This is a genomic window from Methylorubrum sp. B1-46 (assembly GCF_021117295.1).
Lineage (GTDB): Bacteria > Pseudomonadota > Alphaproteobacteria > Rhizobiales > Beijerinckiaceae > Methylobacterium.
Window position 1 is genome coordinate 5,111,369 of the sequence record NZ_CP088247.1, and the last position, 20,501, is coordinate 5,131,869.

General features: G+C 69.5%; 21 protein-coding genes. 14 read left to right on the plus strand and 7 right to left on the minus strand.

Going from position 1 to position 20,501, the window contains the following annotated elements:
- Window position 1: 1 nt before the first annotated feature.
- The 3 genes from LPC10_RS23675 to secG all read right to left on the minus strand — a co-directional run bounded on the left by LPC10_RS23675 (window position 2) and on the right by secG (window position 2,699).
- On the minus strand, window positions 2-400 hold the full coding sequence (locus tag LPC10_RS23675; protein ID WP_108942497.1) for a DUF350 domain-containing protein: 399 nt from the start codon (window positions 398-400) through the stop codon (window positions 2-4).
- 19 nt (window positions 401-419) lie between these two features.
- Window positions 420-2,048 (minus strand): CTP synthase, encoded by a 1,629-nt coding sequence (locus tag LPC10_RS23680; RefSeq protein ID WP_231344683.1) that lies wholly within the window; start codon window positions 2,046-2,048, stop codon window positions 420-422.
- Window positions 2,049-2,234: 186 nt separating this feature from the next.
- Window positions 2,235-2,699: a preprotein translocase subunit SecG gene (gene secG / locus LPC10_RS23685; protein ID WP_231344684.1), complete on the minus strand. Its 465-nt coding sequence runs from the start codon at window positions 2,697-2,699 to the stop codon at window positions 2,235-2,237.
- A 238-nt stretch (window positions 2,700-2,937) separates the two neighbouring features.
- Here secG and LPC10_RS23690 point away from each other — a divergent pair, with 238 nt between their 5' ends.
- Both LPC10_RS23690 and LPC10_RS23695 read left to right on the plus strand, forming a co-directional pair.
- Window positions 2,938-3,219 carry a hypothetical protein gene (locus LPC10_RS23690; protein ID WP_231344686.1) on the plus strand — a complete coding sequence of 94 codons (282 nt, stop codon included), beginning with the start codon at window positions 2,938-2,940 and terminating at the stop codon, window positions 3,217-3,219.
- A gap of 20 nt (window positions 3,220-3,239) precedes the next feature.
- A complete protein-coding gene (locus LPC10_RS23695; protein WP_231344687.1) occupies window positions 3,240-3,713 on the plus strand; it encodes a cysteine hydrolase family protein in 474 nt (157 codons plus the stop codon).
- Window positions 3,714-3,725: 12 nt separating this feature from the next.
- Here LPC10_RS23695 and LPC10_RS23700 read toward each other — a convergent pair whose 3' ends face one another.
- On the minus strand, window positions 3,726-4,238 hold the full coding sequence (locus LPC10_RS23700) for a Tsi3 family protein (RefSeq protein WP_231344689.1): 513 nt from the start codon (window positions 4,236-4,238) through the stop codon (window positions 3,726-3,728).
- Window positions 4,235-4,999 (minus strand): triose-phosphate isomerase, encoded by a 765-nt coding sequence (gene tpiA / locus LPC10_RS23705; protein WP_231344692.1) that lies wholly within the window; start codon window positions 4,997-4,999, stop codon window positions 4,235-4,237. Before tpiA ends, LPC10_RS23700 begins: the two co-directional genes overlap by 4 nt.
- 238 nt (window positions 5,000-5,237) lie before the next feature.
- Between tpiA and LPC10_RS23710 the strand changes: the two genes are divergently transcribed.
- The 12 genes from LPC10_RS23710 (at window position 5,238) to LPC10_RS23765 (ending at window position 17,125) form a co-directional block, all read left to right on the plus strand.
- The gene (locus LPC10_RS23710) at window positions 5,238-7,142 is read left to right on the plus strand and encodes a SurA N-terminal domain-containing protein (RefSeq protein WP_231344693.1); all 1,905 of its coding nucleotides are present in this window, start codon (window positions 5,238-5,240) and stop codon (window positions 7,140-7,142) included.
- Window positions 7,143-7,150: 8 nt separating this feature from the next.
- Window positions 7,151-8,671 carry an anthranilate synthase component I gene (trpE, locus tag LPC10_RS23715; RefSeq protein ID WP_231344694.1) on the plus strand — a complete coding sequence of 507 codons (1,521 nt, stop codon included), beginning with the start codon at window positions 7,151-7,153 and terminating at the stop codon, window positions 8,669-8,671.
- 212 nt (window positions 8,672-8,883) lie between these two features.
- On the plus strand, window positions 8,884-9,486 hold the full coding sequence (locus tag LPC10_RS23720; protein ID WP_231344696.1) for an aminodeoxychorismate/anthranilate synthase component II: 603 nt from the start codon (window positions 8,884-8,886) through the stop codon (window positions 9,484-9,486).
- 88 nt (window positions 9,487-9,574) lie between these two features.
- Window positions 9,575-10,588, plus strand: a complete 1,014-nt coding sequence (gene trpD, locus LPC10_RS23725; RefSeq protein ID WP_231344697.1) for an anthranilate phosphoribosyltransferase — start codon at window positions 9,575-9,577, stop codon at window positions 10,586-10,588.
- 33 nt (window positions 10,589-10,621) lie between these two features.
- Complete coding sequence (gene trpC / locus LPC10_RS23730; protein WP_231344698.1) at window positions 10,622-11,479, plus strand: indole-3-glycerol phosphate synthase TrpC; 858 nt, start codon at window positions 10,622-10,624, stop codon at window positions 11,477-11,479.
- Window positions 11,480-11,523: 44 nt separating this feature from the next.
- The gene (gene moaC / locus LPC10_RS23735; protein ID WP_231347134.1) at window positions 11,524-11,961 is read left to right on the plus strand and encodes a cyclic pyranopterin monophosphate synthase MoaC; all 438 of its coding nucleotides are present in this window, start codon (window positions 11,524-11,526) and stop codon (window positions 11,959-11,961) included.
- The gene (gene glp / locus LPC10_RS23740) at window positions 11,958-13,184 is read left to right on the plus strand and encodes a gephyrin-like molybdotransferase Glp (RefSeq protein ID WP_231344699.1); all 1,227 of its coding nucleotides are present in this window, start codon (window positions 11,958-11,960) and stop codon (window positions 13,182-13,184) included. The genes moaC and glp overlap by 4 nt, the downstream gene beginning before the upstream one ends.
- A 171-nt stretch (window positions 13,185-13,355) precedes the next feature.
- Complete coding sequence (fabZ, locus tag LPC10_RS23745; RefSeq protein ID WP_231344700.1) at window positions 13,356-13,817, plus strand: 3-hydroxyacyl-ACP dehydratase FabZ; 462 nt, start codon at window positions 13,356-13,358, stop codon at window positions 13,815-13,817.
- 2 nt (window positions 13,818-13,819) lie between these two features.
- A complete protein-coding gene (gene lpxA / locus LPC10_RS23750) occupies window positions 13,820-14,629 on the plus strand; it encodes an acyl-ACP--UDP-N-acetylglucosamine O-acyltransferase (RefSeq protein WP_231344701.1) in 810 nt (269 codons plus the stop codon).
- 11 nt (window positions 14,630-14,640) lie between these two features.
- A complete protein-coding gene (locus tag LPC10_RS23755) occupies window positions 14,641-15,489 on the plus strand; it encodes an LpxI family protein (RefSeq protein WP_231344702.1) in 849 nt (282 codons plus the stop codon).
- On the plus strand, window positions 15,486-16,646 hold the full coding sequence (lpxB, locus tag LPC10_RS23760; RefSeq protein WP_231344703.1) for a lipid-A-disaccharide synthase: 1,161 nt from the start codon (window positions 15,486-15,488) through the stop codon (window positions 16,644-16,646). The genes LPC10_RS23755 and lpxB overlap by 4 nt, the downstream gene beginning before the upstream one ends.
- On the plus strand, window positions 16,643-17,125 hold the full coding sequence (locus LPC10_RS23765) for a YaiI/YqxD family protein (protein WP_231344704.1): 483 nt from the start codon (window positions 16,643-16,645) through the stop codon (window positions 17,123-17,125). Before lpxB ends, LPC10_RS23765 begins: the two co-directional genes overlap by 4 nt.
- A 45-nt stretch (window positions 17,126-17,170) precedes the next feature.
- Here LPC10_RS23765 and gltA read toward each other — a convergent pair whose 3' ends face one another.
- Together gltA and gltX are read right to left on the minus strand one after the other, a co-directional pair.
- Window positions 17,171-18,460 carry a citrate synthase gene (gene gltA / locus LPC10_RS23770; protein WP_108942529.1) on the minus strand — a complete coding sequence of 430 codons (1,290 nt, stop codon included), beginning with the start codon at window positions 18,458-18,460 and terminating at the stop codon, window positions 17,171-17,173.
- A gap of 477 nt (window positions 18,461-18,937) precedes the next feature.
- On the minus strand, window positions 18,938-20,362 hold the full coding sequence (gltX, locus tag LPC10_RS23775; protein WP_231344705.1) for a glutamate--tRNA ligase: 1,425 nt from the start codon (window positions 20,360-20,362) through the stop codon (window positions 18,938-18,940).
- Between the last annotated feature and the right edge of the window lie 139 nt (window positions 20,363-20,501).

The following is a 20,501-nucleotide window of genomic DNA, read 5'->3' on the forward strand; positions in this document are numbered from 1 at the left end:
GTCAGTAACTCATGCAGGCGGCGTTCACGAGGCCGCCCGCCAGGGAGGCGGCCCCGAGCAGCACGGCCGGCGCGGTCTGACCCTCGTCGATCCGCTGCGACAGGTTCGGCAGCAGCGGTCGCATCAGCCAGTAGATTGCGACCTGCACCACGAGGGCGACGAGACCCCAGACGATGCAGTCGAGGAGCGAGCCGGCGTAGCGCACCGCCGCCGAGAGCGGGATCGAGTAGCCGAGCAGGCTCCCGCCCAGCGCCAGGGCGGCGGCGAGATTGCCCTCGCGCACCAGGGCGATCTCCCGATGCGCCGTCGCGGTAAGGTAGGTCACGAGGTAGAGAGCGGTCAGCCCGAGGGAGACGACGAAGTAGGCAAGAAAGGCCGGAAGGCCCGAGATCGTCGTCAACCGTGCTTCCCTCGTCGGTTCAGACCAGCCGGCTCTGATCGATCGCGGCGGCGATGAACCCCTTGAACAGCGGGTGCGGTTCGAAGGGGCGCGACTTCAACTCCGGGTGGAACTGGACGCCGATGAACCACGGATGGCCCTCGTGTTCAACCGTCTCCGGCAGGAGACCGTCCGGCGATGTGCCGGAGAAGCGCAGGCCCTTGGCCTCCAGGCACTCGCGATAGGCCATGTTGACCTCATAGCGGTGCCGGTGGCGCTCCGAGATCTCGGTGTCGCCGTACATCTGCGCGATCTTGGTCTCCGGGCGGAGCGTCGCCTTGTAGGCGCCGAGCCGCATGGTGCCGCCGAGATCGCTCTCGGCCGCGCGCCGCTCCAGCTCGTTGCCGCGCATCCATTCGGTGAGCAGGCCGACCACCGGCTCCTTGGTCTCGCCGAACTCGGTGGAGTTGGCGTCCTTGATGCCGGCGAGCGACCGCGCCGCCTCGATCACTGCCATCTGCATGCCGAAGCAGATGCCGAAATACGGGATGTTGCGCTCCCGCGCGTAACGGGCCGCGCGGATCTTGCCCTCGGCGCCGCGCTGGCCGAAGCCGCCGGGCACGAGGATGCCGTGCAGGCCTTCGAGGAACGGGGCCGGGTCCTCGCGCTCGAACACCTCCGCCTCAATCCATTCGAGGTTGACGCGCACGTTGTTGGCGATGCCGCCATGAGTGAGCGCCTCGGTGAGCGACTTGTAGGCGTCCTTCAGGCCCGTGTACTTGCCGACGATGGCGATGGTGACCTCGCCCTCCGGGTTGCGCACGCGCTCGAGAATATTCTGCCAGCGGTCGAGCTTGGGCTCGCTCTCGGGCTCCATCTGGAAATGGGCCAGGATCTCCCGGTCGAGCCCCGCCTCGCGGTAGGAGAGCGGCACGGCGTAGATCGTATCGACGTCGCGCGCCTCGATGACCGCGCTCTCCCGGACGTTGCAGAACAGGCCGAGCTTGCGCCGCTCGTCCACCGGGATCGGCCGGTCGCAGCGGCAGAGCAGGATGTCGGGCTGGATGCCGATGGAGCGCAGCTCCTTCACGGAGTGCTGCGTCGGCTTGGTCTTCAATTCGCCGGCGGAGGGGATGTAGGGCAGCAGGGTCAGGTGCAGGTAGCAGACGCTGCCGCGCGGGCGCTCCTGGCCGATCTGGCGGATCGCTTCGAAGAAGGGCAGGCCTTCGATGTCGCCGACCGTGCCGCCGATCTCGACCAGCACGAAGTCGTAATCGTCATTGCCGTCGAGCACGAACGCCTTGATGGCGTTGGTGACGTGCGGGATCACCTGGATCGTGGCGCCGAGATAGTCGCCGCGCCGCTCCTTGGTGATGATGTCGAGGTAGATCCGCCCGGTGGTCACGTTGTCGGCGCGCGACGCCGGAAGGCCGGTGAAGCGTTCGTAATGGCCCAGATCCAGGTCGGTCTCGGCGCCGTCGTCGGTGACGAACACCTCGCCGTGCTGGGTCGGGCTCATCGTGCCCGGATCGACGTTGAGGTAGGGGTCGAGCTTGCGCAGGCGCACCCGGTAGCCGCGCGCCTGAAGCAGTGCCGCGAGGGCGGCGGAGGCGAGACCCTTGCCGAGGGAGGAAACCACGCCGCCGGTGATGAAAACGTACCGCGTCATGGGGTTCGGTCCATAAAGGGGCTCAAGCGATTCGCCAAACCGCAACGGTTGCCGCACCCCGCTGGCCACACGGGACGCGGCACGGGGCGATCCCCCTCATGCCGTTGAGGAATTTGTTTCTTCTATCCTTGCGGCCGATGCGCCGGCCGCAAGGGTCTTATCCGTAGACGGTGCGGCTCGGAAGCGTCAGCGCGACTGCGGGGCTTCCGGCGTGGCCGGGGCGGCCGGCGGCGCGCTCGGAGCCGGAGCCGGGGTCGCCGGCTTGGCGGGCGCATCGGTCGGAACGGAGGCGGGCTGGCCGCCCTGACCCGCGCCGCCGCGCAGCGTGTCGAGCAGGTTGTCGGCGTTCACCGGCTTGTCGGCCGGCTGCGTCTGGCCCGGCTGCGTCCCGGCCTCGTCGAGGATCGAGCGGGGCGCGGCGCTGCGATGCGCCATGATCGCCAGCGCGATGCTGGTGGTGAAGAACAGGGCCGCGAGGATCGCGGTGGCGCGGGTGAGCGCGTTGGCCTGACCCCGGCCGGTCATGAAGCCGGAGACGCCGCCGCTTCCGCCACCGCCGAGCCCGAGCCCGCCCTCCGAGCGCTGCAGCAGCACCACGGCGATGAGCGCCAGCACGATGATGAGGTGGACGACGATGAGGACGGTCTGCATAGCGATTCCGGTGCCCGCTCGCGCGGACGCTGTCGGTGTGCCGGACGGGAGGCGCGCGCAAAAGCAGCGCGCCCGCGTATCCGCTGCACGAAGTGGGGGCTCCTACACCGTTTGCCCACCCGCGCCAACCGGCCTTCGTGCCTCGGAGCGGGACAAAGCCCGTGCGCGCAGCCGAGAGCCCTGGGAAAACGCGGAGCGCGCATGGCCATCGGGGTACGGCCCGTGCAAGGAGTCGGAGATGACCGATTTCCAGACCGAAGCCGGGCGGCTCGCCGCCTTCATCGACCGCGCCGACCGCGAGGAGATGGCCGCCGTCCAGTCCGATCTTCTGCGGATCGCCCTCGAGCGGCCCGATCCGGCGGGGCGGGCGGGCGCCCTCGATGAGGTGCAGGCCGCCCTCTCCGACTGCATCCGCCCGGACGGGATGAGCCCGCTGCAGCAGGCGTTCTACGTCGCCGTGCTTGCGATGATCGAGCGGACCAAGGAGGCCGTGTCCAAGGCGCCGGCCCGCCAGGGCTGACGCCGGAGCGGGCGGCGGGCATGGCGGCGGAACGCCGCGCGCTCCTCGTCGTCGACGTGCAAGCGAGCTTCCGCGTGCCGGACACGGTCGTCGCCGGCATCACCGCCCTGAGCCGGACGTTTCATACCGTCGCGACCGTCGAACGGCACGATGAGGCGGTCACACCGTTCGCGCGGCAGCTCGGCTGGACGCCGCCGGCCGATGAGGCGCCGCTGGTTCCGGCGGATCGGGTCTTCGTCAAGCACGGCTACCTGCCGCCGCCCGCGCTGATTGCGCATTTCAGGGCGCTCGGTGTCGAGCGCGTCCTCGTCTGCGGCGTACAGGCCGAGACCTGCTGTCTCGCCGCCGGCTTCATGCTGTTCGATGCCGGCCTGCACCCGACCCTGCTGCCATGGCTCAGCGTCGGGTCGTCCCTCGACCGTTCAGCCTCACTCGGGGCCAAGCTCTGGCGGCATCATTTCGGCAGCGTTCTGAGCGGTCCCGAGGCGCTGTAGCGGGCGGGCAGGTCAGCGGCTCTCAGTGCAGCGCGCGGTCGCGAGTGCGGACCATGCCGGTTCGAAATCCGGCTCGGCCCCGTCATCTCGCTGCGACGACGCTTCGAGACGGACCACGCCACCTGCACGCTGGACCTCGGCGATGAGCGTCGTCTCCTCACCGCCCGATCCCTCGGTTTCGCGTATCATCCGGTAACGGGCGGTCGTCGCACCGAGCGGTCGGCGCTCCGTCAGGGCGGTCGCGTTTGTGCTGTGTCCGGGCGTCAGCCTGATCTCGAACACGTTGCGCCGGTCCTCCTGCCCGATGGGGCGCAGGACGATGCTCTCGCCATATGGCTGGAACGAAAAACCCTTGGGGATATCGACGGTCAGCCGACACCCGCCTGGCGCCGTGATCGCCGCGCCCTGCGCTGCCGTGGTCGTCAGGTGAACGGGGATCGTTCCGGCCGCGGACAGAAGCAGCCGGGTGCCGAGCAGCCCCGGCCCGATGAGGCCGGCGGTGCGGCTCGACCGAGAAAAGCTCACCCCTCGTAAGCGCGGCAGATCCCCAAAAAGTCCTCCGCCACGAGGCTCGCGCCGCCAACGAGCGCGCCGTCGACATTCTCCACCGCCATCAATTCGCGGGCGTTGCCGGGCTTCACCGAGCCGCCGTAGAGGATGCGGATCTTGTGCGCCTCCTCGCCGACGAGCTTGTCGAGCATCTCGCGCAGGGAGGCGTGGACCTCGGCGATCTCCTTCGCCGTCGGCGTGCGGCCCGAGCCGATCGCCCAGACCGGCTCGTAGGCGATCACCGTGTCCTCGCCGGTGGCGCCCTTCGGCAGGCCGATGGCGAGCTGCGCGCGCACGATGTCGAGGGCGCGGCCCTGCTGGCGCTCCTCCATGGTCTCGCCGACACAGATGATGCCGCGCAGGCCCGCGCGGCGGGCGCCGAGCGCCTTGGCGTGGACGCCGTCATCGGTTTCGTAATGGTAGGCGCGCCGCTCGGAATGGCCGACGATGACGTAGGTGGCGCCGAGATCGGCGAACATCTCCGCCGAGATCGAGCCGGTGAAGGCGCCGCTGGGACGGGCATGCAGGTTCTGGCCGCCGATGGCGACGGGCGAGCCGTAGACGGCGGCCACGCAGGAGGAGATCAGCGTCGCGGGCGGGCAGATCAGAACGTCGATCTTGTCCGTGAGCGCGGGCGGGAGTCCGTCGCGGATCGCCTCGACGATCGGCACCGAGGAGCGCAGACCGTTCATCTTCCAGTTGCCGGCAACCAGCGGACGGCGTCCCTCGCTTGCCATGGCGTCCCGGTTCTCCGTGTCTCGTTCCAAGGGTTCCAACGTGTGGGCGGACCTATCAGAGCAAGCTTAGGCGCGCAAACGACCTTTGTAGCCGTCCCGCCCCGGCGCGGGCCCGCGGAACATATGCCCTTTGCGCCGCTGCCCTTTGCGCCGCCGCCCCGATCGTCTATCGCGTGGCTCGCATGTGGTCCCGGCTTTCGCAGGCCGGGCGTGATCAAGATCTAGGTCCGGGCGTCCGATGCTCCAGTCCATTCGCAGTGCCAGCCAGCATTGGCTCGGCAAGGTCGTGCTGACGGTGATCTTCACCTTCCTGATCGCCGGCGTGGCGATCTTCGGTGTGGAGGAGTTCTTCCGCGGCGGCTCGAGCACGACCGTCGCCACGGTCGGCAAGACGCCGATCTCGGCCGAGGAGGTGCGCACCGCCTACCAGAACCAGCTTCAGCGCTATCAGGCTCAGCTCAAGCGGACGCTGACGCCGGACCAGGCGCGGGCGATGGGCCTGGAGCGGCAGGTACTGGCCCAACTCATCACCGAGGCGGCGCTCGACCAGAAGACGCGGGATCTCGGGCTCGCCGTCTCTGACGCGGCCGTGCTGCGTGCGATCCAGGAGGAGCCGAGCTTCAAGAACGCCAACGGCAGCTTCGACCGGACCCTGTTCTTCCAGACGCTCCAGCGGGCGGGCCTGAACGAGGCGATGTTCGTGCGCGAGCAGCGCTCCGTCATCGCCCGCCTGCAACTGGCCGACGCCATCGTCGCCGATCCGCCGGTGCCGCAGGCCATGCGCGAGGCGGTGCACCGCTACAGCCTGGAGCGCCGCGACGCCGCGGTGCTGACGCTGGCACCCGCCGCCGCCGGCGAGATCCCGGCCCCGACCGATGACGAGCTGAAGGCCTACTACGACAACAACAAAGCCTCGTTCCGCGCTCCCGAATATCGCAGCCTCAACCTGCTGGTGCTCGAACCCGCCGCGCTCGCCAAGCCCGACGAGGTCTCGGACGAGGAGGCGCGCAAGGTCTACGATGCCAACCAGAGCCGGTTCGGCAAGGCGGAGCGGCGCACGATCCAGCAGATCAGCTTCCCCGACGAGGCGGCCGCGAGCGAGGCGCGAGCCAAGATCGAGAGCGGGCAGGCACCGTTCGAGACGGTCGCCGCCGAGCGCGGGCTCGACCCGAAGCAGCTCGATCTCGGCACGCTGTCCAGGGCGGAGCTGTTCGATCCGGCGATCGGCAACGCTGCCTTCGCCCTGGAGCAAGGCAAGGTGAGCGAGCCGGTGAGGGGCCGCTTCGGCACCGTGCTCCTGCGCGTCACGGCGATCGAGCCCGGCACGGTCAAGCCGTTCGACGAGGTGAAGGACGAGATCCGTAAGGAGATCGCGCTGCGCCGGGTCCGCGAGGGCGGTTTCGACAAGGTCCAGGACGCGATCGAGGATGCCCGTTCGGCCGCCAAGCCGCTGGCCGAGATCGCCAAGGATCAGGGGCTGACGCTGCTCGCCATCCCGGCGGTGGACGCGCAGGGCAACGACCCGTCCGGCCAGCCCGTCGCCGGCATTCCGGATAAGGAGACCACGCTGCCGGCCGCCTTCCGCGCCGATGTCGGCAACGACACCGAGGTTCTGCGCACCAAGGCCGGCGGCGCGATCTGGTACGACGTCGTCAAGATCGACCCCTCGCACGAGAAGCCGCTGGCGGACGTGCGTGACGAGGCGGTGAAGGGCTGGACCCGGGCTGAGGTCGAGAAGCGCCTCGTGACCAAGTCCAAGGAGCTGACCGAGCGCCTGGACAAGGGTGAGGCGATCGAGACCGTGGCGCAGGAGGCAGGCCTTCCGCTGAAGACCGTCACCGAGATCGCCCGCAATCAGAACAAGGACGACCTCTCCGCCGATATCGTCGAGCGCATCTTCACGACGCCGGTGGGCAAGGCCGCCTCGGCGCCGTCCGGCGAGGGCCGCGCGGTGTTCAAGGTCACCGCCGCCACCGTGCCGGCCTTCGTCCCCGGCACGCCGAGCGACGGTCAGCTCGTCAATTCGCTGCGCACGGCGCTCGCGGACGACATGCTCGGCGAGTTCATCGCCGAGGTGCAGAAGAGCGCGGGCGTGAACGTGAACCAGACTGCCCTGCGCCGGGCGTTCGGCGGCGAGTACTGAGGCCGCTGATGACCGAGCCTGCGCACGAAGCAGTGGCGCGCGCCTACGAGGCCGGCCGGGCAAGTCTGCTCGGCCTGACCCTGGTGGCCGATCTGGAGACGCCGGTCGCCGCCTTCCTGAAGCTGAAGGCGACGCATGCCGGCCCCGGCTTCCTGCTCGAATCGGTCGAGGGCGGCGCGGTGCGCGGGCGCTACTCGATGATCGGGCTCGATCCCGACCTGATCTGGCGCTGCCGCGACGGGCGCCCGGAGATCGCCCGCGATGACAGCCTCACGGCCTTCGTGCAGGATGAACGGGCGCCGCTCGCCTCCTTGCGCGCGCTCATCGCCGAGAGCGCGGTGGGCGACGATGCGGAAAGCGCCGCGTTGCCGCCGATGGCGGCGGGTCTGTTCGGCTATCTCGGCTACGACATGGTTCGCGCCATGGAGCGGCTGCCCGAGCCGAACCCCGATCCGCTCGGCGTACCGGACGCGATCCTGATGCGGCCGCGGGTGATGGTGGTGTTCGACGCGGTGGCCGACGCGCTCACCGTCGTCACGCCGGTGCGCCCGGCCGCGGGCGTCAGCGCACGCGCCGCGCTCGAAGCGGCGCAGGCCCGGCTCGATCGGGTGGCGCAGATCCTCGAAGGGCCCCTGCCGGTCGAGGCGCGCCTGGACGTGTCGAGCCTTCCCCTGCCCTCCCCGGTCTCGAACACCGAGCCGGAGGCGTTCCTCGGCATGGTCGCGAAGGCCAAGGAGTACATCGTCGCGGGTGACATCTTCCAGGTGGTACTGTCGCAACGCTTCGAGGCGCCCTTCACCCTGCCGGCCTTCGCGCTCTACCGCAGCCTGCGCCGCACCAACCCGGCGCCGTTCCTGTGCTACCTCGATTTCGAGGGGTTTCAGGTCGTTTGTTCGTCTCCTGAGATCCTCGTGCGAGTGCGCGACGACAAGGTGACGATCCGCCCGATCGCCGGCACTCGCCGCCGCGGCGTCACACCGGCCGAGGACCGGGCGCTGGCCGACGAGCTCCTGGCCGACCCGAAGGAGCGCTCCGAGCACCTGATGCTGCTCGACCTCGGCCGCAACGATGTTGGCCGCGTCTCGAAGATCGGCAGCGTCACCGTCACCGACTCGTTCTTCCTCGAATACTATTCTCAGGTCATGCACATCGTCTCGAACGTCGAGGGCGACCTCGACCCGAAGCACGACGCGCTCTCGGCGCTGGCGGCGGGCTTTCCCGCCGGTACGGTCTCGGGCGCGCCGAAGGTGCGGGCGATGGAGATCATCGACGAGCTGGAGCGCGAGAAGCGCGGACCCTATGGCGGCTGCATCGGCTATTTCGGGGCGCGGGGCGAGATGGACACCTGCATTGTCCTGCGCACGGCGATCGTGAAGGACGGCCGCATGCACGTGCAGGCCGGTGCCGGCATCGTCTACGATTCCGATCCGCACTCCGAGCAGCAGGAATGCGTGAACAAGGCGAAGGCCTTGTTCCGGGCGGCCGAGGATGCGGTGCAGTTCGCGAGCCGGGCCAAGCGCGGGCAGTAGGCGGCGCTCACGCCGCCTTGACTTGCCGCCCGGCGCTCGCCACCCCTTCCGCAAAGTTCATCCAAGCCACGGCCTCATCCTGAGATGCCCGTGTGAGCGGGCCTCGAAGGATCTCCAGATTTCGTGCGATCCCTGGAGGGTCCTTCGAGGCCGCTTCGCGGCACCTCAGGAGGAGGCTATGGGCGGGACTAAAGGTGCTACGGCTGAGTTCGATGTCCAACGTCCTCGTCATCGACAATTACGATTCCTTCACCTGGAATCTCGTCCACCTGATCGGCCCGCTCTGCGAGCGGATCGACGTGGTGCGCAACGATCAGATCGACGTCGCCGGCATTCGCGAACGGGCGCCGGACGCGCTCGTGCTTTCGCCGGGGCCCTGCACCCCGAACGAGGCCGGCATCTGCCTCGACGCGGTGAAGGAGCTGGGCGCCGAGATCCCGATCTTCGGTGTGTGCCTCGGGCTTCAGACCATCGGGCAGGCCTATGGCGGCGACGTGGTGCGTGCGCCCTCCCCCATGCACGGCAAGGTCTCGACCATCCGCCACGAGGCCAAGGGTGTGTTCCGCGGCATCAACGAGGGTTTTGCCGCCACCCGCTACCACTCGCTGGTGGTCGACCGAGCGAGCTGCCCCGACGATCTCGCGGTGACGGCGGAGGCCGACGGGCTCATCATGGGGCTGCAGCACCGCACGTTGCCGGTCCACGGCGTGCAGTTCCACCCCGAGAGCATCCTCTCGAACCACGGTACGCAGATCCTGCGCAACTTTCTCGACATCGCCGCCGCGTGGCGCAGGGAGTCCGCCGCCCGAGCGTGACAAGGCCGGCCCCGGCGTGCATTGACGGCGCCACGCCCCCTCCCCCTTCGATCGAGGGGGTGAGGGCTCGAACAGAGCCACGACCCCGATGGATGCCTTCAAGACCCATCTCGCGACCGTCGCGTCCGGCGCCCCCCTGAGCCGCGAGCAGGCCCGCGCCGCCTTCGACGACCTGCTCTCGGGCGAAGTGACCCCGATCCAGGCCGGCGCCTTCCTCACAGCGCTCTCGGTCCGTGGCGAGAGCGAGGACGAGATCATCGGCGCGGTCTCGGCGATGCGGGCGCGGATGCTGCCCGTGGCGGCGCCCGAAGGCGCCATCGACATCGTCGGCACCGGGGGCGACCATTCGGGCAGCTACAACGTCTCGACGCTCGCCGCGATCCTCACCGCCGCCTGCGGTGTGCCGGTGGCCAAGCACGGCAACCGTGCCGCCACCTCGCGCTCCGGCGCCGCCGACGTGCTCGCCGCGCTCGGCGTGAAGATCGGCCTGCCCCCCGAGGCCCTGGCGCGCTGCCTCTCGCAAGCGGGGCTCTGCTTCATGTTCGCGCAGACGCATCACGGCGCCATGCGCCACGTGGCGCCGGTGCGCACCGAACTGCCGTTCCGCACCATCTTCAACATGCTCGGACCGCTCTCGAACCCGGCCGGCGTGACCGCGCAGGTGTTCGGCGTCTCGCGGCCCGCCTGGGCCGAGCCGCTGACGCGGGTGCTGGCGACGCTCGGGAGCCGCCGGGTCTGGACCGTGCACGGCTCGGATGGGCTCGACGAGATCACCACCACCGGGCCGACCGCCGTGGTCGCGCTGGAGGCTGGCGCGTTGACGCAGTTCACCATCGATCCGCGCGACGTCGGCCTGCCGCTCGCGACCCTCGACGACCTGCGCGGCGGTGATCCCGAGCACAATGCCGCGGCGCTCGGCGCCGTGCTGGAGGGCGCCCGCAACGCCTACCGCGACATCGCCGTCTTGAATGCCGGCGCCGGCCTCGTGGTGGCGGGTGCTGCCGGCTCGCTTGCCGAGGGCGTGGCGCGGGCGCAGGAAGCGATCGATTCCGGCGCGGCGCGGGGTGCGCTCGCGCGCCTCGTCGCCGTGTCGAATGCATGATAGACGGCTTCGAACGGTTCTAAGGACAAGCCGATGGACGACATCGTGGCCGACGTGACCATCGGGCCTGCCGCCACTGCCCCGGAGCGGGCGAGCGTGCTGGCGCGGATCGAGGCCTACAAGCGCCGCGAGATCGCCGAGGCGAAGCTGCGCGTGCCGCTGGCCAAGCTGGAGAAGCAAGTCGCCAAGGCCGAGCCGCCCCGCGGCTTCGCCGATGCCATCGCCCGGCATATCGGCGAGGGGCGTCCGGCGCTGATCGCCGAGATCAAGAAGGCGTCCCCCTCCAAGGGGCTGATCCGCCCCGATTTCGACCCGAAGGCGCTGGCGAAAGCCTATGCCGCGGGCGGCGCCACCTGCCTTTCGGTCCTCACCGACACGCCCTCCTTTCAAGGCGCGCCGGACTTCCTGACCCAGGCCCGTGCGGCCTGCGACCTGCCGGTCCTGCGCAAGGATTTCCTGTTCGAGCCGTATCAGGTCTACGAGGCCCGCGCCTGGGGCGCCGATTGCGTCCTCGTCATCATGGCCTGCCTCGACGACGCCGAGGCCGCCGCCATCACCGAGGCTGCGCACGATCTCGGCATGGACGTGCTGGTCGAGGTCCACGACGCCGAGGAACTGGAACGCGCCGTGCCGCTCGGCACCCGGATGATCGGCGTCAACAACCGTAACCTCAAGACCTTCGAGGTCTCGTTCGCGACGGCGATCACCTTGAAGCCCGGCATTCCCGCCGACCGGATCGCGGTGGCCGAGAGCGGCATCGGCACCCACGCCGACGTACTGCGGCTGAAAGAGCACGGTCTCGACACCATCCTCGTCGGCGAGAGCCTGATGCGGCAGGCCGACGTCACCGCCGCGACGCGGGCGCTGCTGTTCGGGGATTCCGGCCGGTGAGCGGCGCCACCCTCACCCATATCGACCGGACCGGTGCGGCCAACATGGTCGACGTCTCCGACAAGGCCGCGACCTCGCGCACGGCCGTCGCCGAGGGCGTGGTGGTGATGCTCCCTGAGACCCTGGCGCTGATCCGCGAGGGCGACGCCAAGAAGGGCGACGTCATCGGCACGGCCCGGCTCGCCGGCATCATGGCGGCCAAGCGCACGCATGAGCTGATCCCGCTCTGCCACCCGCTGCTGATCACCAAGGTGCGCCTCACCTGCGAGCCGGACGACGCCCTGCCGGGCCTGCGCCTCACCGCGGAGGTGAAGGTGCAGGGCCAGACCGGCGTCGAGATGGAGGCGCTCACCGCCGTCTCAGTGGCGTGCCTGACCGTCTACGACATGGTGAAGGCCGCCGATCGCGGCATGCGGATCGAGGGTATCCGCCTGCTGTCGAAGGAGGGCGGCAAGTCCGGGGCCTGGGCGGCCGACGCATGAGCCTGCTGTCCGTCACCGAGGCGCTCGAAAAGATCCTCGCCGCCATCCCCGGTCCGGTGGCGGTGGAAGAGATTCCGATTGCTCAGGGCGCCGGCCGGACGCTGGCCTCCGACCTCGCGGCGCGGCGCACGCAGCCCCCCTTCCCCGCTTCCGCTATGGACGGCTACGCCGTGCGCGCCGCCGACGTCGCGGCGGTACCGGCGCGGCTGCGTCGGGTCGGCACCAGCGCGGCCGGGCACGGTTTTTCCGGAACGTTGGGGCCGGGCGAGGCGGTGCGCATCTTCACCGGCGCACCGGTGCCCGAGGGCGCCGACGCGATCCTGATCCAGGAGAACGCCGAGGCCGACGGCGACACGATCACCGCCCGCGAGCCGGTGGCGGCGGGCCGCTTCCTGCGCCGCGCTGGCCTCGATTTCCGCGAGGGCGAGACGCTGGTGCGGGCCGGCGAAACCCTCGACGCTCGCCGCCTCGCGCTGGCCGCCAGCGCTGGCCACGTCGTGCTGCCGGTTCGGCGCAAGCCGCGCGTGGCCGTGCTCGCCACCGGCGACGAACTGGTGCGCCCAGGTGAGCCGGCGGCCTGGGACCAGATCGTCGCCTCGAACGGCCTGGCGCTCGGAGCGCTGAGCCTGGAGGCGGGCGCCGAGGTCGTCGATCTCGGCATCGTCACCGACGATCTCGGCGCCCTGCGTGAGGCCGTCGGCCGCGCGCAGGCGGCGGAGGCCGATCTGCTGGTCACCCTCGGCGGCGCCTCGGTCGGCGACCATGACCTCGTCCAGGCAGCGCTCGGGGCCGAGGGGATGGAACTCGGCTTCTGGCGGGTGGCGCTCCGCCCTGGCAAGCCGCTGATGCATGGCCGGCTGGGTGCGATGCAGGTGATCGGCTTGCCGGGCAATCCCGTCTCCTCGATCGTGTGCGGCCTGCTCTTCGTGGTGCCGGCGATCCGCGCCCTTCTCGGCGATCCGCGCGCGGGTGCGGACCGCAGCGAGCCGGCGATCCTCGGCCGCGACATGCCGGAAAACGACGCCCGCCAGGACTACCTGCGCGCCCGCCTCGATACCGCGCCGGACCGGCTGCCGGTCGTCCATCCCGAGACGCGCCAGGATTCCTCGATGCTCTCGGTGCTCGGTACCAGCGAGGCCCTGCTGATCCGCTCAGCCCACGCGAGCCCGGCTAAGGCGGGCGATCCGTGCCGCATCATCCGCCTGGACCGCCGGATCGTCTGAATCGACTTCACGAGCGGTGCCGCCGCCCGTGCCGGATTGTGCAAAAGTCTTGCATCTGCCCGATTTTCTGCCGAAGAGGACGGCCTTCACCGGATAGAGACCACCGGCAAAGGGCACGGGAACGTGCGGTAATTGTCGCCGGGCAAGCATGGGCGGGGAGCGTTGGGACCGATGAGCGAGACGCGGGAGCTGGGTTCGGCCGATATCCAGAAGGTGCTGGAACTGCTGCCCCACCGCTATCCCTTCCTGATGATCGACCGCATCATCGAGATCGACCGCGACGAGAGCTGCATCGGCATCAAGAACGTCACGGCGAACGAACCGCAATTCACCGGGCACTTTCCCGGCCTGCCGGTCTTTCCCGGCGTACTGCTGATCGAGGGCATGGCCCAGACGGCGGGCGCGATCTGCTGCCGCCACATCATGAGCGACGAGCTGAAGACCAAGCAGGTCTTCTTCATGACTATCGACAAGTGCAAGTTCCGCAAGCCCGTCGTGCCCGGCGACCAGGTGCGCTTCCACATGAAGAAGATCAACCACCGCAAGACCATGTGGTGGTTCCGCGGCGAGGCCCGCGTCGAGGGCACGCTCGTGGCCGAGGCCGAGATCGGTGCCATGCTGGTGACGGAGTGAGCATGGTGCGGGACGGCATTCACCCGAGCAGCGTCATCGAGGACGGCGCCCGGCTCGGGGACGGCGTGCGGATCGGCCCGTTCTGCCATGTCGGGCCCGAGGTCGTACTCGGCGACGGCTGCGAACTGATCAGCCACGTCGTCGTCGCCGGCCGCACCACGGTCGGCGCCCGGACCAAGATCTATCCCTTCGCCTCGATCGGCCACCCGCCGCAGGATCTGAAGTTCCGCGGCGAGCCCTCGACGCTCGCCGTCGGCTCCGATTGCCTGATCCGCGAAGGCGTGACGATGAACCCCGGCACCGCCGGCGGCGGTCTGGAGACCGTGGTCGGCAACGGCTGCGCCTTTCTCGCCAACAGCCATGTCGGCCACGATTGCCGGGTCGGCGACCACGTCGTCTTCTCCAACAACGTGATGCTCGCCGGCCATTGCACGGTCGGCAACTACGCCATCCTCGGCGGCGGCGCGGCGGTGATCCAGTTCGCCCGCGTCGGCGACCACGCCTTTGTCGGCGGCCTCTCGGGGCTCGAGAACGACTGCATCCCCTACGGCATGGTGCTCGGCAATCGCGCCTACCTGTCGGGGCTCAACATCATCGGCCTCCAGCGCCGCGGCTTTTCGCGCGAGGACATCCACGCGCTCCGCCGCGCCTACCGGCTGCTCTTCGCGCAAGAGGGCACCCTGATGGAGCGCGTCGAGGACGTGGCGGCGGAGTTCGACACCCATCCGGCGATCCACGAAATCCTCTCCTTCATCCGCGCGGGCGGCAAGCGCTCGATCTGCACGCCCCGCGCCGTCGCCGCGGCGGCCTGAGGCGATCGGCCGTGATCGATCCCTCCCGGCCCCTCGCCCTGGTGGCCGGCGCGGGCCACCTGCCGGAACTGGTCGCGGCCTCCCTCGACCGGGCGCGCCGGCCGTTCCGGGTCCTGGCCGTTCGTGGCTTCACCGAGCGGGTGATGCGACGCCGCGCGGATGCGGTGGTCGATCTCCTCGACATCCCCGGTACCCTGCGCATCCTGAAGGAGTGGGCGCCCGCGGCCGTGGTTCCGGCCGGCGGCGTCACCCGCCCGAGCCCGGCCGCCCTCTTCAACGCGGCGCACGCGGTGCGCAACCGAGACATCCTGAAGAGCCTCGCGGGCGGCGACGACCGCTTGCTGCGGGCCGTGCTCTCGCTCCTGGAGGAGAACGGGCACCGGGTGCTCGGCGTCCACGAGGTTGCCCCTGATCTCCTCGGCCGTCTCGGCCGTCTCGGCCGGTTCGAGCCGGAATCCGACGCCACCCTCTCGATCGCCACCGGACGTGCCATGCTCGCCGCCCTGAGCCCCTTCGATGTGGGGCAGGCCGCCGTGGTGGCGGGCGAGCGGGTCATCGCCGTCGAGGGCCCCGAGGGCACGGACCGCATGCTCGCCCGTGCCCGCACGCTCAACCGCAAGCCCTTCGGCCGCGGCACGCCCACCAAGGGGACCGTGCTCGTCAAGCTGCCGAAGCTCGGCCAGGATCTGCGCATCGACCTGCCGGCCATCGGCCCGCGCACCGTCCGCCGGGCGGCGGAAGCGGGATGCGCCGGCATCGCCATCGGCGCCGGCCACACCCTGGTGATCGACACCGATTGCACGGTGGCGGCCGCGGATGCGGCGGGTCTGTTCCTGATCGGCGTGGAGGTCGCCCCGTGACGCACCGGCGGATCTGGCTCGTCGCTGGCGAGGATTCCGGGGACCAACTCGGCGCCAAGCTGATCCGAGCGCTGCGGGCGCTCGCGCCCGCGCCCCTGACGCTTGGCGGCGTCGGCGGCGAGGCGATGGAGGCGGAGGGCTTCCGCTCGCTCTTCCCCATCGATGACGTGGCGGTGATGGGCTACCTGCCGGTGCTCGCCCGCGCCCGAACCCTTCTGCGGCGCATCCGTGAGACGGTGGACGACGTCGTGGCAGGCCGGCCCGACGTGCTCGTCATCATCGACAGTCCCGGCTTTACCCACGCCGTGGCCACCCGCGTGCGCAAGCGTCTGCCGGATCTCCCGATCGTCGATTACGTCTCGCCGAGCGTCTGGGCGTGGCGGCCGTGGCGGGCCAAGGGCATGGTGCCCTTCATCGACCATGTGCTCGCCCTCTTGCCCTTCGAGCCGGAGGCGCATCGCCGCCTCGGCGGACCGCCCTGCTCCTATGTCGGCCACCCGTTGATTGAGCGTCTGGCCGAGCTGCGTCCCTCCCCCGAGGAGACCACGATCCGCGAGGGGCGCCCTCCGGTCCTCGCCGTGCTGCCGGGCTCCCGCCGCTCCGAGATCGAGCGACTGATGCCGGTCTTCGGCCTCACCGTCGCCGAACTCATCCAGCGGGTCGGCCCGTTCGAGGTCGAGCTGCCGGCGGTGAGCCGCCACCGCGCCCTGATCGAGCGCCTCGCCGCCGCCTGGGAGCGGCACCCGCGGATCGTCCACGGCGAGGCCGACAAGTACGCCACCTTCCGCCGGGCACGGGCGGCGCTCGCCGCCTCTGGCACCGTCACGCTCGAACTCGCGCTCGCCGGCGTGCCGATGGTGGTGGCCTACAAGGTCTCGCGGGTCGAGGAGGTGATCGCCCGGCGCCTGATCCAGGTACCGACGATTGTGCTGCCGAACCTGATTCTGTCCGAGAACGCCATGCCGGAATTCGTGCAAGGCGATTGCACGCCGGAGCGGCTGGCCGGGACGCTGGCGCCGCTCCTCGCGGGCGGCCCGGCCCGGCGAACCCAGCTCGACGCGCTTGCCCGCATCGACGGCCGGATGCGGCTGCCCGACGACGAGGAACCGAGCCGGGCGGCGGCCCGGATCGTGCTGAAGGCGCGGCGGGCGGCATGAGCGAGAACGCGGCGACGCCAACGATCAGGATCTACGTCGATGCCGACGCCTGCCCGGTGAAGGACGAGGTGTACCGCGTCGCCGGGCGCTACGGCCTCCACGTCTTCGTCGTCTCGAACAGCTTTCTGAATTTGCCGCGCGAGCCCTGGATCGAGCGCGTCGTCGTCGGCGACACGTTCGATGCGGCTGACGACTGGATCGCTGAACGGGTGAGCCCCGGTGCCATCGTCATCACGGCCGACGTGCCGCTGGCGAGCCGCTGTGTGAAGGCCGGCGCGATCGCGCTGGCGCCGAACGGCAAGGCCTTCACGGACGCGTCCGTCGGCCTCGCGCTCGCCACGCGCAATCTGATGCAGGATCTGCGGGAGGCCGGCGCCATCACCGGCGGGCCGAAGCCGTTCTCGCCGAAGGACCGCTCGGCCTTCCTTGGCGCGCTGGACCGGATGATCGTGCGGTTGAAGCGCGATCTCAAGATCTGAGGATGCCAAGCCTCCGGGCGGCGAGGCCCGGAGGCGGTAGTCTAATCAGCTCCGCTGGCCGATCGGAACGTAGTCGCGCCGGTCGGGGCCAATATAGAGCTGCCGCGGGCGGCCGATCTTCTGGGACGGATCCTCGATCATCTCGGCCCACTGCGCGATCCAGCCGACGGTGCGGGCCAGCGCGAACAGCACGGTGAACATCGACGTCGGGAAGCCGAGCGCCTTGAGGGTGATGCCCGAGTAGAAGTCGATGTTCGGGTAGAGCTTCTTCTCGATGAAGTACTCGTCCTTCAGCGCGATCTGCTCGAGCTGCACCGCGACCTCCAGCAAGTCGTCCTTCAGGCCGAGCTCGTTCAGCACCTCGTGGGTGGTCTTCTGCATGATGCGCGCGCGCGGGTCGTAGTTCTTGTAGACCCGGTGGCCGAAGCCCATCAGGCGGAAGGGATCGTTCTTGTCCTTCGCCTTGGCGACGTATTTCTGCACGTTCTCGGGGTGGCCGATCTCCATCAGCATTTTCAGCGCCGCCTCGTTGGCGCCGCCATGCGCCGGTCCCCACAGGCAGGCGATGCCGGCGGCGATACAGGCGAAGGGATTGGCGCCCGAGGAGCCGGCGAGCCGGACCGTCGAGGTCGAGGCGTTCTGCTCGTGGTCGGCGTGCAGGATGAAGATCTTGTCCAACGCCCGCGCGTAGATCGGGTTGATTGCGTATTCCTCGCACGGAACCGCAAAACACATCCGCAGGAAGTTCGACGTATAGTCGAGGTCGTTCTTCGGATACACGAATGGCTGGCCGATCGTGTACTTGTAGGCCATCGCCGCCAGCGTCGGCATCTTCGCGATCATGCGCAGAGAGGCGATCATCCGCTGCGACTCGTCCGAGATATCGGTCGAGTCGTGGTAGAACGCGGACAGCGCGCCGACACAGGCGACCATCACCGCCATCGGGTGGGCGTCGCGGCGGAAGCCCTGGAAGAAGCGGTTCATCTGGTCGTGCACCATGGTGTGGCGCGTGACCCGGTAATCGAAATCCGCCTTCTGGGCGGAGGACGGCAATTCGCCGAACAGCATCAGGTAGGCAGTCTCGAGGAAGTCGCCCTGCTCGGCGAGCTGTTCGATCGGATAGCCGCGGTAGAGCAGCACGCCCTCGTCGCCGTCGATATAGGTGATCTTCGACTCGCACGAGGCCGTCGACGTGAAGCCCGGGTCGAAGGTGAACTTGCCGGTCTGGGCGTAGAGCTTGCCGATATCGACCACGTCCGGGCCGATGGTTCCGGTCTTGATGGGCAATTCGACGTTCTTGTCGCCCACGATGATGGTGCTGGCGGAAGCGCTCATGGGATCGCGGACCCTTTCTCGCGACGGGAACAGCACTGGCGCGGAAGACGTCGCCTCCCGCTCCGTTGTGGCGCCGCAGCAGAGCACTGCGCCCACTCACTGAGGCACCGGGTTAGCGGATCGGTCGGCGGCCAGCAACGGCAGGCCGTTCCCCGCGTCTTCGCATATGCGAAAAACAGGCCGAGTCTGTCACTTTCCGAGCCGAATGAAACGCGATTTGACGGGACCCTGGAGGCAGGTTTCAGGCTGCCTCAGACTCCTGCCGGTGCGAAGGTGGTTGAGAAACCGTCCTCGGAGCAAGACCTTCCGGATTTCCGGCATACGATCTCCGGAGGCTGGAAGCTCCAGATGTCATTTGCCTTAAATTGTCATTCCAGGGCTCGCGCAAGTCTCCACTGCCGAACTCACGGCCTGGCACATCGATCCGATCAACGCACGCTGAAGACGCGATGCGTTGATCCGTCGCGTGAATCGTCGTCAGGTCGGAAGGCGGTCCGCCAAGCGGGCGAGTGCCTCATCGCGGCCGAGCACGGCCATCACGTCGAAGACCGGCGGCGAGGTGGCGCGACCCGTGAGCGCCGCCCGCAGGGGCTGAGCGACCTGACCGAGCTTGACGCCCTGGCTCTCGGCGAAGCCGCGCACGGCAGCCTCCGTCGCGGCCGCACTCCATTCCGGAAGGGCCTCCAGCGCCGGAAGAAGAGCGCGCAGCCGCTCCGGCGCGTCCCCGGTGAGCAGGCCTTCCGCCTTGGCGTCGAGAGCGAGCGGGCGAGGAGCATAAAGGTAGTAGGCGCTGTCGAGGAGTTCGACGAGGGTCTTGGCGCGCTCCTTCAGGCCGGGCATCGCCGACAGGAGTTTTTCGCGCAGATCCGGCGTCAGCTTGGTCGGCAGGCCGCGCTCGGGGCCGCGGGCCGGCAGGATCGCGTCGATGGCATCGACCAGCACCGCATCGTCGCTGCCGCGGATGTAGAGTCCGTTGAGGCTTTCCAGCTTGGTGAAGTCGAACCGCGCCGCAGAGCGGCCGATCGCCTTCAGATCGAAGGCGGCGATCATCTCTTCGGTGGAGAAGACCTCCTGGTCGCCGTGGCTCCAGCCGAGGCGGACGAGGTAGTTGCGCAGGGCCGCCGGAAGGTAGCCGCGGTCGCGGTACTCCTCGACGCCAAGCGCGCCGTGGCGCTTGGACAGCTTGGCGCCGTCCGCCCCGTGGATCAGCGGAATATGCGCCATCGCCGGCACGTCCCAGCCGAGCGCGCGGTAGATCTGGCTCTGGCGGGCGGCGTTGGTGAGGTGGTCGTCGCCACGGATCACCTGGGTGATGCCCATGTCGTGGTCGTCCACCACGACGGCGAGCATGTAGGTGGGCGTGCCGTCGGAGCGCAGCAGCACAAGGTCGTCGAGGTCGCGGTTGGCCCAGGTCACGCGGCCCTGCACGGCGTCCTCGACCACGGTCTCGCCCTCGGTCGGCGCGCGCAGGCGGATCACCGGCTTCACGCCCGCCGGCGCCTCGGACGGGTCGCGATCGCGCCAGCGGCCGTCGTAGCGCGGGGCGCGGCCCTCGGCGCGGGCGGTCTCGCGCATCTGCGCCAGCTCCTCGGCGCTGGCGTAGCAGTGATAGGCGTTGCCCGAGGCGAGCAGGCTCTCGGCCACCGCGCGGTGCCGCTCGGCGCGGGCGAACTGGTAGATCACCTCCCCGTCCCAATCGAGGCCCAGCCAGCGCATCCCGTCGAGGATCGCGTCGATCGCCGCTTGCGTCGAGCGCTCGCGGTCGGTGTCCTCGATGCGCAGCAGCATCCGGCCGCCGAAGCGGCGCGCATAGAGCCAATTGAACAGGGCCGTGCGCGCTCCCCCGATATGCAGGAAGCCCGTGGGCGAGGGCGCAAAGCGCGTGACGACCGGTGACGACATCGGCGGCTGAGAAGCTTCTTTAGAAAAAAGTGCGGGATGGCGGGAGGGCGGCCGCGGCCGGTCTCGCCGGGCGTGTAGCACGAGCGAGCGGATGCGTTAAGAATTCGTCACGATTGCCCGCTGCGCGGGCATCGCAGGT